Genomic DNA, 13,932 nt, shown 5'->3' with positions numbered 1-13,932 from the left:
CTCACTCTGACACGGGAATCCGAACGCCGCGGTCGTTCGCGACCTCCACCGCGCGGTCGTAGCCGGCGTCCACGTGGCGGATCACGCCCATGCCCGGGTCGTTGGTGAGCACCCGCTCGATCTTCTCGGCCGCGAGCGGGGTCCCGTCGGCGACGCAGACCTGGCCGGCGTGCAGCGAGCGACCCATGCCGACGCCACCACCGTGGTGGAACGACACCCAGGTCGCGCCCGACGCGGTGTTCACCAGCGCGTTCAGGATCGCCCAGTCCGCGATGGCGTCCGAGCCGTCGAGCATCGCCTCGGTCTCGCGGTACGGCGACGCGACCGATCCGCAGTCGAGGTGGTCGCGGCCGATCACGATCGGCGCCTTCAGCTCGCCCGACGCCACCATCTCGTTGAACTTGAGGCCGGCGATGTGGCGCTCGCCGTACCCGAGCCAGCAGATCCGCGCCGGCAGGCCCTGGAAGTGGACCCTCTCCTGGGCCATCGTGATCCACTTCCGCAGCCGCTCGTTCTCCGGGAAGAGCTCGAGGATCGCGCGGTCCGTCGCGGCGATGTCGGCGGGGTCGCCGGACAGGGCGGCCCAGCGGAACGGGCCCTTGCCCTCGCAGAACAGCGGCCGGATGTAGGCCGGGACGAAGCCCGGGAACTCGAAGGCGCGGTCGTAGCCGCCCTTGCGCGCCTCGTCGCGGATCGAGTTGCCGTAGTCGAAGACCTCGGCGCCCCGGTCCTGGAACTCGACCATCGCCCGGACGTGGGTGGCCATCGAGGCCTGGGCCTCCTTGGTGAAGCCCTCGGGGTCGGCGGTACGCCGCGCCTCCCACTCCTCGAACGGCACCCCGGCCGGCAGGTAGAAGAGCGGGTCGTGCGCCGAGGTCTGGTCGGTGACGACGTCGATCGGCGCGTCCATCTCGAGCAGCCGCGGCAGCAGCTCGGCCGCGTTGCCGAGCACCCCGATCGAGAGCCCGCGACGCTCGTCCCGCGCGGCGACCGCCAACTCGACGGCCTCCTTCAGCGAGGCGGCTCGGACGTCGAGGTAGCGGTGGTCGATCCGGCGCTGGATGCGCGAGTCGTCGCACTCGATGCAGATCGCGACGCCGTCGTTCATGGTCACCGCCAGGGGCTGCGCGCCGCCCATCCCGCCGAGGCCGGCGGTCACGGTGACAGTGCCGGCCAGCGTCCCGCCGAACTTCTTGTCGGCGACGGCCGCGAAGGTCTCGAAGGTGCCCTGGAGGATGCCCTGGGTGCCGATGTAGATCCACGACCCGGCGGTCATCTGGCCGTACATCGTGAGGCCGAGGTCCTCGAGCCGGCGGAACTCCTCCCAGTTCGCCCAGTCGCCGACCAGGTTCGAGTTCGCGATCAGCACCCGCGGCGCCCACGGGTGCGTCCTCATCACGCCGACCGGCTTGCCGGACTGCACGAGCAGCGTCTCGTCGTCGCCGAGCGTCGTGAGGGTGCGCACCAGCGCGTCGTACGCCTCCCACGAGCGGGCGGCCTTGCCCGTGCCGCCGTACACGACCAGGTCCTCCGGGCGCTCGGCCACCTCGGGGTCGAGGTTGTTCATCAGCATCCGCAGCGGGGCCTCGGTCTGCCACGACCGGGCGGTCAGCTCGGTGCCACGGGCGGCACGTACTTCCTTCACGACAGTTCTCCGATCACGGACTCGGCGGCTGAGAGGACGGCGCCCGACGCGACCAGCCCGACGGCGGTCTCGATCTCGGGCGACAGGTGGCGGTCGGGGCCGGGGCCCTCGATGCCGGAGGAGCGGAGCAGGCCGACGACGGCAGCGGTCGCCGGCGACGGCACCAGCGGCGCGCGCAGGTCGAGCGCGCGGGCGGCGGTCAGCACCTCGATCGCGACCACCCGGGTCAGCCCGTCGACGGCGCGACGGAGCTTGCGCGCGGCGGACCATCCCATCGACACGTGGTCCTCCTGCATGGCGCTGGAGGGGATCGAGTCGACCGAGGCGGGTACGGCGAGCCGCTTCAGCTCGGACACGATCGCGGCCTGCGTGTACTGGGCGATCATGTGCCCGCTGTCGACGCCCGGGTCGTCGGCGAGGAACGGCGGCAGCCCGTGGTTGCGGGCCTTGTCGAGGAAGCGGTCGGTACGCCGTTCGCTGATCGAGGCCACGTCCGCGGCGACGATCGCGAGGAAGTCGAGCACGTACGCCACGGGCGCGCCGTGGAAGTTGCCGTTCGACTCGACGCGGTCGCCGACGACGACGGGGTTGTCCACGGCCGCGGCGAGCTCGCGGCCGGCGACGAGCGCGGCGTGGTCCACGGTGTCGCGTGCGGCGCCGTGCACCTGCGGCGAGCACCGCAGCGAGTAGGCGTCCTGCACCCGGTTGCAGTCCGGGCCCCGGTGCGAGGCGACGACGCCGGAGTCGGCGAGCAGTCGCGTGAGGTTGGCGGCGGACAGTGCCTGGCCCGGGTGCGGCCGGATCGCCTGCAGCTCCGGTGCGAACACCCGGTCGGTGCCGAGCTGGCCCTCCACCGACATCGCCGCGGCGATGTCCGCGGTGCGCAGCAGCATCCGCAGGTCCTCGATCGCCAGCACCAGCATGCCGAGCATGCCGTCGGTGCCGTTGATCAGCGCCAGCCCCTCCTTGGCGGCGAGCTCCACCGGCTCCAGACCGGCCGCGGAGAGCGCCTCGGCGGCGGGCAGCAGCGCGCCGGAGGCGTCGCGCACGCTGCCCTCGCCCATCAGCGCGAGCGCACAGTGCGAGAGCGGTGCCAGGTCGCCGGAGCAGCCGAGCGAGCCGTACTCCCGCACCACCGGCGTGATGCCGTGCGCGAGCAGGCCGGCGAGCAGCTGGGCGGTCTCCACCCGGATGCCGGTGCGACCGGTCGCCAGGGTCGACAGCCGCAGCAGCATCAGCGCGCGCACCACCTCGCGCTCGACCTCGGGCCCGGAGCCTGCGGCGTGCGAGCGGACCAGCGAGCGCTGCAGCTGGGCGCGCATCCCGGTCGGGATGTGGCGGGTCGCCAAGGCGCCGAACCCGGTCGAGACGCCGTACGTCGGGGTCTCCGCCGCGGCCAGCTCCTCGACGACGTCGCGAGCGCGGGCGATCGCCGCCAGCGCATCCTCGCCCAGCTGGACGGGCTGACCGTCGCGGGCGACCGCCACGAGCTCCTGGGGCGACACCGGCCCCACTCCTACAGTGACCATGCCGCCATCCTCCTGCCCGCCTCGGCACCCCACCAGAGCGCCGCCCCGGCCGATGTCTGGCATCCGAGACGTGCGTCACGCCGGCATAACGCGGGTATGGAACGGTCCGTTGGGGGGAACAACAGCCACACACCAGACGACTCGGCGTCGGGGACCTGCACGGGGGACGCCGCGACCACAGGGAGCACCAGCAGATGACACGCCTCACCAGAACGGCCGCGGTGATCGCCGCTACGACCCTACTGACCGGTGGCCTGACGGCCGCCTCCGGCACGGCCACGGCGCAGACGGCCGTCGAGCGCAGCAGCCGCGAGGCCGGCTTCGCCCTCAAGGCCGCGGGCTACGGCACGCGCGCCAGCGGCGGCCAGGTCCCCGCCGGCTCGCGCGACACCGCCTTCATGGCGATCGGCTGTGGCACCAAGGTCGGGATGGAGCGCGAGAACCACGAGGCGCAGGCGGACCTGCCGGGCGGCGCCGGCACGGTCAGCGGCGTGCGCACCGACCTGTGGACCGCCCGCAAGGACGGTGGTGTCCACTCGTACGCCCGCAACCGCACCGCGAACGTCGTCCTCGCCCAGAGCGGGCTCGGCACGCTCCGGATCAGCGCGATCACCTCGCTCGCCCACGCCTGGCACGACGACAAGGGTTTCCACGCCGAGACCAAGGTGAACCTCGGCGAGCTGCAGTTCGTGTCGCCGACCGGTGACGCGCAGGAGCTGGAGCTGCCGACGCCCGGCCAGCCGGTCGAGATCCCCGGCCTGGCCAGGATCACCGTCGGCCAGTCCAAGAAGACCGTCGCCGACAGCGGGGCGACCGCCGAGTCGAACGCGCTCCGGGTCACCTTCATCCCGTCGGCGACCCGGCTCACGGTCGGCCACGCGGCGGCCCAGGCGCTCGACGGCATCAAGCACGGCACGTTCCACGGCTACTCCTCGGCCACCCGGTCGAAGGCCGCGGACGACAGCGTCACCAGCGGGCGGACCCCGCTCTCGCTGATGCCCTGCCAGGGCACCGACGGCGAGGTGCACACGAAGGCGATCGCCGACGTGGACCTCGGCGACCAGATCATCGTCCAAGGCCTGCGCAGCCAGCAGTCGGGCAAGCAGCTCCCGGGCAAGAGCGTGGCGATGGAGCGCGGCTCGGTGGCCGGTCTCGACCTCGGTGACGGACAGCTCGTCGTCGACGCCGTCGTCGGACAGGCCAACGTCACCCGCCAGAACGGCAAGACCACCTCGAACACCGACGGCACGACGCTCGGCACCATCACCGCCAACGGCGAGCCGCAGAGCTTCCCCGACTCCGACGTCATCGAGATCCCGGGCGTGGCGAAGCTCGAGCGCAACATCGTCCAGAAGTCGAAGTTCGGCATCTCCGTGGTGGCCCTGCGGATCACGCTGCTCGACGGCACCGGCGCGGTGATCGACCTGGGCGTGGCCCAGGCCAAGATCCGCTGACGGCTTTCTCACACACCACTCCACGAGACGCGGCGCCGTACGCCGTGCGCGGGAGAGTTGACTGGGTCGGGTGACCCAGACGCTCGGCCCCGCGCACGCCGTCGGCGCCGCGCGTCGTTGGGCGATGCTGGCCGCGAGCACGTTCGCCCAGACCGCGACCGCGGTGATGGTGCACGGCCCGGCGTTCCTCATCCCGGCGCTGCACGCGAGCGGCCTGACCCTCGCCGAGGCCGGCCTGGTGGCCGCGTCACCGACGCTCGGCGTGATGCTCACGCTGGTGGCGTGGGGCGCGGTCGCGGACCGGCGCGGCGAGCGCTTCACCCTCCTCACCGGGCTCGCCGCGACCACGGCCGCGGGGCTCGCGGCGGCCCTCTCCGGCGGTACGGCGCTGCTCGTGGTCACGCTGTTCCTCGCCGGCGCGGCCGCCGCGAGCACGAATGCCGCCGGCGGGCGGGTGGTCGTGGGCTGGTTCCCGCCCGAGCGGCGCGGGCTCGCGATGGGCGTCCGGCAGATGGCGCAGCCCGTCGGCGTCGGCGTCGCCGCCATCTCGATCGCCGTCGTCGCCGACGGCGCCGGCGTGCACGCCGCCATCTGGGTGCCGACCATCGCATGCGCCCTCGCGGCCCTCGTGGTCGCGGTCGTCGTCGTCGACCCCCCGCGACCGGAGCGGTCGGCGGTGGCCGCGGCGGAGAACCCGTACCGCCGCGACGCCTACCTCGCCCGCATCCACGGTGTCTCCGTGCTGCTCGTCGTGCCGCAGTTCCTCGTCTGGACCTTCGCCCTCGTCTGGCTCGTGCAGGACCGGGACTGGTCGCCCGCCGCGGCGGGCACCGTGGTCGCGGTCGCCCAGGTCGTCGGCGCGCTCGGCCGGATCGGGGTGGGCCACCTCTCCGACGTGGTCGGCGGCCGGATGCGGCCGCTGCGCTGGGTGTCGGTCGCCGCGGCCGCGACGATGGCGCTGCTCGGCCTCACCGCCGCGCTCGACCTGGCGGTCGCCGTCCTGCTCGTCGTGGTGGCGACGCTGGTGACCGTCGCCGACAACGGGCTCGCGTTCACCGCGGTTGCGGAGCGGGCCGGCCCGTTCTGGTCCGGGCGCGCCCTCGGCATCCAGAACACCGCCCAGTTCCTGGCCGCCTCCGCCGTCCCACCGCTGGCCGGGCTGGCCGTCACCCACGCCGGGTACGCCGCGACGTTCGCGCTCGCGGCGGCCTTCCCCCTGGCCGCCCTGCCGCTGGTGCCGGTCCGCGAGGAGCGTGAACTGAGCTGACAGGGGGTACGGCGTCGTCGGGGACCAGACAGAGGGAGAACAGATGAAGGTCATCGTGTGGATCATCGTGATCGTCGTGATCCTGGCGATCATCGCCGCCGTCGTCGTGACGGTGAACCGGCGCCGCCAGGAGCAGAACCGCCAGCGGGCCGCAGAGCTGCGCACCAAGGCCGCCGCCCACGAGCCCTCGGTCGACGTCGCGCGCCAGGAGGCCGCGGAGGCCGAGGCCCGCGCGGAGATCGCCCGCGCCGAGGCGGAGCGCGCCGAGCAGCGGGCGACCGAGGCCACCCACGGCCTGCACCAGGAGGAGGCCCGCCAGGAGGACGTCCTGCGTGAGGCCGAACAGATCGACCCCGAGGGACGGCACCGCTCGAGCTAGGGCCCTAGTCTCGCGCCATGAGCCAGGTGCCCGCTGCGACCAGGGCGCTGCGGGTGCTGCGGTTCCTGGCCGGCCAGCCCGACCCGGTCCCGCTCGACCGGATCATGCGCGCGTGCGAGCTGCCGCGCAGCACGACGTACCACCTCCTCCACGTGATGGAGGAGGAGGGCTTCGTCGTGCACCTCGCCGACGAGCACCGCTTCGGCCTCGGCCCGGCGGCGTTCGAACTCGGCAGCGGGTACGCGCGCCAGGAGCCGCTCCAGCGCATCGCCCGCCGTCCACTCGCCGACCTCGTCGACCGGGTCGCGCAGTCGGCGCACCTCGCGATCCTGCACGGCCGCGAGGTCCTGTACGTCGTCGAGGAGCGCGCACCGCGTCGCCCGCCACTGGTGACCGACGTCGGGGTGCGGCTGCCGGCCCACCTGACCGCGAGCGGGCGCGCGATCCTCGCGAGGCTGCCCGCCAGCCAGGTGCGGGCGCTGTACCCGTCGGCCACGGAGTTCGTGGAGCGGCACGGCCGCGGGCCGGCTGCCCCCAGCGCGCTGCGGGCGCTGCTGTCCGACACCCGGCAGCGCGGGTACGCCGTCGAGGACGGCGAGGTCACGCCCGGGCTCGCGAGCGTCGCGGTCGCCGTGCTCGACCACAACCGGCACCCGGTCGCCGCCGTGGCGGTGACCTACCCCGACGACTCGGACGCCGACGGCCTCCCGGAGGCCGTCACACACACCGCCGGCCTGCTGACCCGTCGGATCAGCGGGACGGTGACGCCGCCGGGCTAGACCTCGGTTCGCCGGGGGCGGGCACCGGGAACCATCACCCGGTCCCGCTCCGCTCGTTGGAGGGGCACTCGCACGCGAAGGAGCTCCGCCGGTGACCGTCCGCCCCACCACCCGCCGCCTGATCTGGGCCACGCTGGCCGGCACGACCGCCGTGGCCGTGGCGATCTCGCTCGGCGGCGCCACCGGCCTGCGCGCGGGCGGGCTGAACCAGCGCTACGCCTTCGCGCAGAACGCGCTCGGCAGCCTCGAGGCCGACAAGAACGCGATCTCGCGCGCCGGCGAGCTCGGTGACGTGACCAGGGACCCGACCACCGCCGCCGAGAAGGCTGCTGCCGCGGCGTACGTCGAGCGGGAGCGCGAGCTCCCCGACCCCCAGCTCACCAGCGTCCCGGTGACGGAGAAGCGGCTCCAGCACCCGGAGGACCGGTACGCGCTGGCCAACGGCTGCTACTCGCTCACCCCCGGCGGCGAGCCGCTCTACTTCAAGCCGACCGACCTCGGCCGATACCTCATCTACGACGCCGACCGTCGCTTCGTGGTCGCCGAGGGCGACCGACCGGACGCGCCGAGCGCCGAGACCGTCTGGCGGATCGCCAGGGTCGGCACCGGTCGCTACTCGTTCCAGAACGCGACCGGCGCCCTCGAGGTCGACGGCGCCCGCAGCTTCCGGCCGACGCTGACGACGGGCTGCACGGCGTACCCCGAGTCGCAGATCGACGTCCGCGGCCGGCCGCACGCCGGCATCACGTCGTACCAGGAGGTCCGGGGGTACGTCGACGCGCACACCCACGGCATGGCCTTCGAGTTCCTCGGCGGCGACGCGCACTGCGGCAAGCCCTGGGACCAGTACGGCGCGCCGTACGCACTGGTCGACTGCCCCGACCACACCGCCACCGGCGGGTACGGCGGCGTGCTCGAGTCGGTGCTCTCCGGCGAGCCGCACCACGACCCGGTCGGCTGGCCGACGTTCAAGGACTGGCCGGCGCCGAACTCGCTCACCCACGAGGGCACCTACTACCGGTGGCTCGAACGGTCCTGGCGTGGCGGGCAGCGGATCTTCGTGAACCTGCTGGTCGAGAACAACCAGCTGTGCCAGCTCTACCCGATCAAGCACAACTCCTGCGACGACATGGACTCGATCCGGCTCCAGGCGTCGGACATGTACCAGATGCAGGATTACATCGACGCCCAGTTCGGCGGCCCGGGCAAGGGCTTCTACCGGATCGTCCACAACCCATGGCAGGCCCGGAAGGTGATCAACGCCGGGAAGATGGCCGTGATCATGGGCATCGAGACCAGCGTCCCGTTCGGCTGCACGTTCAAGGCCGAGCCCGGCGGCGACGTGCCGGCCTGCGACGTCGACGACATCTCCCGCCAGGTCGACGAGGTGAAGAAGCTCGGCGTCCGCCAGATGGAGCTGGTCAACAAGTTCGACAACGCGCTGTCCGGCATCGCCGGCGACGAGGGCGAGGTCGGCGCCGCGGTGAACTCCGCGAACTTCCTCGAGACCGGGACGTACTGGGACATGCAGCACTGCGACCCCGACATCCCGGGCGCGCACGACCACAACCAGCTGGCGGCCCCCGACATCTCAGCCGGCCAGCAGGACGCGCTCTTCGGGGCGGTCGCCGAGCTGTTCGGCCCGCTGAACCTGCCGGCGGCGCCGGTCTACCCGCCCCCGGACCACTGCAACTCCCGCGGCCTGACCACCCTCGGCGAGTACACGATCCGCAAGCTCGCCCGGGAGCACATCATCTTCGACCCCGACCACATGAGCGTGAAGGCGCGGACCGCGGCCCTCGACCAGATCGACGACCTTGGCTACCACGGCGTCGTCTCCAGCCACTCCTGGTCGACGCCGGACGCCTACCCGCGGATCTACGAGGAGGGCGGCTTCATCACGCCGTACGCCGGCGACTCGACCGGATTCGTGGAGAAGTGGAAGGCGCACGTCGGCTGGGCCGACCCGCGCTACTACTGGGGCATCGGGTACGGCGCCGACATGAACGGACTCGGCGCACAGGGCGACCCCCGTGGCGCCGACGTGCCGAACCCGGTCACCTATCCGTTCACGGGCCTCGGCGGCGTGACCGTCGAGCAGCAGCACGCCGGCGAGCGGGTCTACGACATCAACGTCGACGGCGTCGCGCAGTACGGCCTCTACCCGGACTGGATCCAGGACCTCACCGAGGTCGCGGAGTCCGAGCAGAAGGGCGACGGCGCGCGGATCGAGGCCGACATGGAGCGTGGTGCCGAGGCGTACCTCCAGATGTGGGAGCGCGCGGAGGGCATCGCACCCGACTCGTGCCGCAACCCCGAGCTGCGCAAGGGCGTCGACCGGGCGACCGCGTTGATCCACCGGGGGATGACGACCAAGCAGGTGATGGAGGCGGTCGGGCAGCCGTACGAGCGGCTCGGCTCGACGTACTCGTTCTGCGCGAAGGCGCCCGGTGACCCGAAGGTGACGGTCACGGTGACGTTCTCCGGCACCGGCCGGGTGACCGGGCTGCGCCGGACCTGAAGTTACCAGCCGGTAGGATCCTTCTCACGTCCTCCGGGCGCTGACGTGGCCGGAGCCGGCGAATAGGCTCACGGTCGCGCACCCCGGCGCGACCGAACGACCAGCCGACAGGGAGTCGACGAGTGACTGCAACGCTGATCCTGGGCCTCGTGATCAACGCGATCGCCCTGCCGATCGCAGGGAAGCGGATCTGGTTCCTGTACCGGCTGATCACGTCGGGCCAGCCCGCCCCGGACCGGGTCGCGGGCGTGACCGGGCGCCTCGGCGCGGCGGTCAAGCGCCAGGTCGTCGAGGTGTTCGGTCAGCGGAAGATGCTGAAGTGGACCGTGCCGGGCACCGCCCACTTCTTCGTGATGTGGGCCTTCTTCATCCTGGCGACGGTCTACCTCGAGGCCTACGCGGTCCTGCTCACGCGCAACCCGGAGTGGAGCTGGTTCGTCTTCGGCAACTGGGCCGTGCTCGGCTTCCTGCAGGACTTCATCGCGGTGATGTGCACCCTCGGCCTGGTGGTCTTCTGGGCGATCCGGCTGCGGAACCAGCCCCGGCAGCTGGGCCGCAGGTCCCGCTTCTTCGGCTCGCACCTCGGCCCGGCGTACTTCACGCTGTTCATGATCTTCAACGTCGTGTGGACGATGTTCCTGTTCCGCGGCGCCGTCCAGGCGCGCGACATGGGCACCGGCAACGGCTACGGCAAGGCGGCGTTCGTCTCCTACGGCCTCGGCACGGTGCTGCCGGACAGCACCGCCCTGATCGGCATCGGCCTGCTCCTGCACATCGGCGTGATGCTGGTGTTCCTGATCTTCGTGCTGAACTCCAAGCACCTGCACATCTTCATGGCGCCGATCAACGTGCTCTTCGGTCGCGAGCCGGTCGCGCTCGGTGCGGTGAAGCCGCTGGTCTCGGCCGGCAAGCCGGTCACCCTCGACGACATCGACGACCTCGACGAGGACGCGAAGCTGGGCGTCGGCGCGGTGGAGGACTTCTCCTGGAAGGGCGTCCTGGACTTCGCGACCTGCACCGAGTGCGGTCGCTGCCAGTCCCAGTGCCCGGCCTGGAACACCGAGAAGCCGCTGTCGCCGAAGCTGCTGATCATGGCCCTGCGCGACGCCACCTTCCGGAAGGCGCCGTACCTGCTGGCGGCCGAGGACAAGCGCGAGGCCACCCTCGAGGGCAACGACACGCTCACGCTGGAGGTCGAGCGCCCGCTGGTCGGCGACACGGGTGACGACTGGTTCTACATGCCCGACAGCGGCGCCGGCGTCATCGACCCCGACGTGCTGTGGTCCTGCGTCACCTGCGGCGCGTGCGTGCAGCAGTGCCCGGTCGACATCGAGCACGTCGACCACATCGTCGACATGCGCCGCTACCAAGTGCTGGTCGAGTCGAACTTCCCGAGCGAGCTCAACCAGCTGTTCCGCGGCCTGGAGAACAACGGCAACCCGTGGAACATGTCGCCGAAGGCGCGCATGGACTGGGCCAAGGACCTCGACTTCGAGGTCAAGGTCGTCGGCGACGACCTCGAGTCGCTCGACGAGGTCGAGTGGCTGTTCTGGGTGGGCTGCGCCGGCGCCTACGAGGACCGGGCGAAGAAGACCACGCGTGCGGTCGCGGAGCTGCTCGACATCGCCGGCGTGAGCTTCGGCGTCCTGGGCAACGGCGAGACCTGCACCGGTGACTCCGCGCGGCGGGCCGGCAACGAGTTCGTCTTCCAGGGCCTGGCGGCGCAGAACGTCGAGACCTTCAAGGAGTTCAAGGTCAAGAAGGTCGTCTCGACCTGCGCTCACTGCTTCAACACGCTCAAGAACGAGTACAGGGAGTTCGGCATCGAGCTGGAGGTGGTGCACCACACCCAGCTGCTGAACCGGCTCGTCCGTGAAGGGAAGCTGACGCCGGTCCGCGACGGCGAGGGCGCCAAGAAGCGCACGATCACCTACCACGACCCGTGCTACATCGGCCGCCACAACGGCGTCTACTCGCCGCCGCGCGAGCTGCTCCAGGTGCTGCCGGGCGCGGAGCTCGTCGAGATGGAGCGGAACAGCGAGCGGTCCTTCTGCTGCGGCGCCGGTGGCGCCCGGATGTGGATGGAGGAGAACATCGGCGAGCGGATCAACGTCAACCGCACCGTCGAGGCCGTCGGCACCGGCGCGGACCAGATCGCCGTCGGCTGCCCCTACTGCCGGGTGATGCTGTCCGACGGGCTGACCGCCCAGCAGGCCAAGGGCGAGGCGCGCGAGGAGGTCGAGGTCCTCGACGTCGCGCAGATGCTGCTCGCCTCGGTCAAGGGTGAGCGGGCGACCAGGCTCGCGCCCGGCGCCGGTGGCGCCCCCGCGGCTCGCTCGGCCGGTACGACGGTCGAGACCAAGGCCGAGCCGGAGGCCGGCGACGAGACGCAGACCGCCGACACCGTCACCGAGACCGCGGACGTCGGTCCGGCGGCCAAGGCGTCCGGCGGCTCCTCGCTCTTCGACACCCCGGCCGACTCGGAGACCGCCACCGAGGACAAGTCGGTCGCCGAGGAGGCGCAGGCCGCGAAGCCGGCGTCCTCCGGAGGCTCCCTGTTCGACCTGGGCGGGGACACCGACGCCACCGCGGAGGCGAAGCCGACCGCCGAGACCCAGACCGAGGTCACCCAGGTCGCCAGCGACACCGCCTCGGTGGGCTCGCTGTTCGACATCGCCGGCGACACCCCGGAGTCGGAGCGGTCGACGGTCGGGTCGCTCTTCGACATCGCGACCGACGAGCCTGCCGCTCAGGAGGCGAAGGCAGAGCCCGCGCCGGAGGCAGCACCGAAGGCAGCACCGAAGGCGGCACCGAAGAAGGCCGAGCCGACGGCAGCGGCGCCCGCGACCGCGGAGATCGCCGAGGGCGGGTCGCTCTTCGACATCGCCGCCCCCGAGCCCGCGGCGGCCCCGGAAGCCGAGGCCCCGAAGGCCGAGGCCCCGAAGGCCGAGGAGCCACAGGCCGAGCAGGAGCCCGAGCCCGAGCCTGAGTCGGAGGAGAAGCCGAAGCCGTCCGCGAGCGGCGCGGCGCAGCAGCCGAAGACCGGCGTGGACATCAACGAGTCGGGCTCGCTCTTCGACCTCTGACAGGTCACACCTGGCGGTCCAGCCATGGGCGGTGAACGCTAGGAGGGTGGACCCCGGCGAGTACTTCGACGCGCGCTGGCACTCGCTGGTGCGCGCGGCGGTCGACCTCGGCGTCCCGGACGAGGAGGCTCCGGCGGTGGTGCAGCGGGTCCTGGACGGGAACCGCCGGTCGATCAGACGCGCCGAGGACCCCGACCCGCTCGTCCTGGACGCCCTGCACGACGCGGTCCTCGGCGCCACACCGCGTGACGACACCCGGCGTCGGCTCGGGGTCGGCGCCCTCCTGGCAGTCGTCGCAGCGATCGCCCTGGTCGTCGCCGTGACCCGGCCCGAGCAGCCGCTCCCCGACCGACTGCGCGGTGACCAGGTCCCGTCGCTGTTCGGGTACGACGGCGCCGACGCCGAGGACTTCCTGGAGAGCCGCGGTTTCGACGTGACCGTCGAGGGGGCGCGCGACTGCGAGGTGCTCGGCAGGGTGGTGGCGAGCGACCCGGCCCCGGGCACGGCGTACCACCGTGGGGACCCGATCACCGTCTACACGTCGCTGCCGGCGAGCCTGACCTGCCTGACCGACTACCAGGACCGCGCGACGGCGTGGCAGCTGCTGGACTTCGCCAACGGCCGCGGCGGGCCGCCGCCGTTCGCCGACCGGGTCTTCGTGTTCGCCGGGGACGCGACCCCGGTCGTCCTCGACCGCAGGGACGCCGAGCGACCGGAGGCGTGGGCGGGCACCGGCGTGCTCAGCGGCCTGGCGAGGGCCTCGGACCAGGTCGCGATGGTCACCGAGCACCCGCTCCGGTACGCCATCCCCGCGATCCGGATCGCCCGCACCGACGAGGGGCTCGGCAGCTGCGGCGTACCGGACCCGTCCGTGGCAGGTACGGCGGACGCGTTCTCGGTCCTGGTGCGGTCGCCGGACCGCACCGGCTGTCCGGTGCGGCTCGACGTGTACCGCGAGGGCGACTCGATCGTCGCCCTTGCCTACTACCCCGCGTCGTGACCCGGGTCGTGACCCGGGTCGGCGGGAGGCTCGGTCTCGTCGACCTGGACCACCACCGGGCGCCACCGGGCCCAGGTCACGAAGGCGATGCCGAAGACCAGCATCATCAGGCCGGCCCAGAGGTTGGCGTTCACGTCGCCGGTCTTGTCGCCCTCCTCGTCACCGAACAGCCCCATCAGGGTGAGGATGATCCCGTAGAGGCCGATCAGGCCGCCGATGACGTTGCGGATGTCGAAGACCCCCGCAGTGTGCTGAATGCGTGCCATCCCAGC

10 protein-coding genes are annotated in these 13,932 nt (G+C 72.3%); 7 read left to right on the top strand and 3 right to left on the bottom strand.

The window, feature by feature from the left end; all coding sequences use genetic code 11:
* Window position 1: 1 nt before the first annotated feature.
* Both hutU and hutH read right to left on the bottom strand, forming a co-directional pair.
* On the bottom strand, window positions 2-1,645 hold the full coding sequence (hutU, locus tag ACVW2K_RS04915) for a urocanate hydratase (RefSeq protein WP_457201745.1): 1,644 nt from the start codon (window positions 1,643-1,645) through the stop codon (window positions 2-4).
* Complete coding sequence (gene hutH, locus ACVW2K_RS04910; protein ID WP_028638027.1) at window positions 1,642-3,174, bottom strand: histidine ammonia-lyase; 1,533 nt, start codon at window positions 3,172-3,174, stop codon at window positions 1,642-1,644. Before hutH ends, hutU begins: the two co-directional genes overlap by 4 nt.
* A 194-nt stretch (window positions 3,175-3,368) precedes the next feature.
* Here hutH and ACVW2K_RS04905 point away from each other — a divergent pair, with 194 nt between their 5' ends.
* The 7 genes from ACVW2K_RS04905 (at window position 3,369) to ACVW2K_RS04875 (ending at window position 13,660) form a co-directional block, all read left to right on the top strand.
* On the top strand, window positions 3,369-4,628 hold the full coding sequence (locus tag ACVW2K_RS04905; protein ID WP_457201744.1) for a choice-of-anchor P family protein: 1,260 nt from the start codon (window positions 3,369-3,371) through the stop codon (window positions 4,626-4,628).
* A 70-nt stretch (window positions 4,629-4,698) separates the two neighbouring features.
* Window positions 4,699-5,895 carry an MFS transporter gene (locus ACVW2K_RS04900; RefSeq protein WP_457201743.1) on the top strand — a complete coding sequence of 399 codons (1,197 nt, stop codon included), beginning with the start codon at window positions 4,699-4,701 and terminating at the stop codon, window positions 5,893-5,895.
* A 43-nt stretch (window positions 5,896-5,938) separates the two neighbouring features.
* Entirely contained in the window at window positions 5,939-6,274 is a 336-nt protein-coding gene (locus ACVW2K_RS04895) for a hypothetical protein (RefSeq protein WP_457201742.1), read from the top strand.
* Window positions 6,275-6,291: 17 nt separating this feature from the next.
* Entirely contained in the window at window positions 6,292-7,053 is a 762-nt protein-coding gene (locus ACVW2K_RS04890; RefSeq protein ID WP_028638024.1) for an IclR family transcriptional regulator, read from the top strand.
* Between the two features lie 91 nt (window positions 7,054-7,144).
* Complete coding sequence (locus ACVW2K_RS04885) at window positions 7,145-9,574, top strand: hypothetical protein (protein WP_457201741.1); 2,430 nt, start codon at window positions 7,145-7,147, stop codon at window positions 9,572-9,574.
* Between the two features lie 122 nt (window positions 9,575-9,696).
* A complete protein-coding gene (locus tag ACVW2K_RS04880) occupies window positions 9,697-12,660 on the top strand; it encodes a heterodisulfide reductase-related iron-sulfur binding cluster (RefSeq protein WP_457201740.1) in 2,964 nt (987 codons plus the stop codon).
* A gap of 46 nt (window positions 12,661-12,706) precedes the next feature.
* Window positions 12,707-13,660 carry a PASTA domain-containing protein gene (locus ACVW2K_RS04875; RefSeq protein WP_457201739.1) on the top strand — a complete coding sequence of 318 codons (954 nt, stop codon included), beginning with the start codon at window positions 12,707-12,709 and terminating at the stop codon, window positions 13,658-13,660.
* On the opposite strand, the gene ACVW2K_RS04870 is transcribed toward ACVW2K_RS04875, so the two are convergent.
* Window positions 13,645-13,926 (bottom strand): hypothetical protein, encoded by a 282-nt coding sequence (locus ACVW2K_RS04870; RefSeq protein ID WP_051549336.1) that lies wholly within the window; start codon window positions 13,924-13,926, stop codon window positions 13,645-13,647. The two genes, ACVW2K_RS04875 and ACVW2K_RS04870, sit on opposite strands and share 16 nt — an antisense overlap.
* Window positions 13,927-13,932: the final 6 nt, after the last annotated feature.

The organism is Nocardioides sp. HB32 (genome assembly GCF_054058995.1).
Note: the sequence above shows the minus strand (reverse complement) of the source record. Positions and strands in the feature narration are given on the sequence as shown.

Bases quoted from the DNA above. Each gene is read 5' to 3' on its own strand.
- hutH (WP_028638027.1), bottom strand. From the start codon at position 3,174: ATGGTCACTGTAGGAGTGGGGCCGGTGTCGCCCCAGGAGCTCGTGGCG.
- ACVW2K_RS04905 (WP_457201744.1), top strand. From the start codon at position 3,369: ATGACACGCCTCACCAGAACGGCCGCGGTGATCGCCGCTACGACCCTA.
- ACVW2K_RS04895 (WP_457201742.1), top strand. From the start codon at position 5,939: ATGAAGGTCATCGTGTGGATCATCGTGATCGTCGTGATCCTGGCGATC.
- ACVW2K_RS04890 (WP_028638024.1), top strand. From the start codon at position 6,292: ATGAGCCAGGTGCCCGCTGCGACCAGGGCGCTGCGGGTGCTGCGGTTC.
- ACVW2K_RS04870 (WP_051549336.1), bottom strand. From the start codon at position 13,926: ATGGCACGCATTCAGCACACTGCGGGGGTCTTCGACATCCGCAACGTC.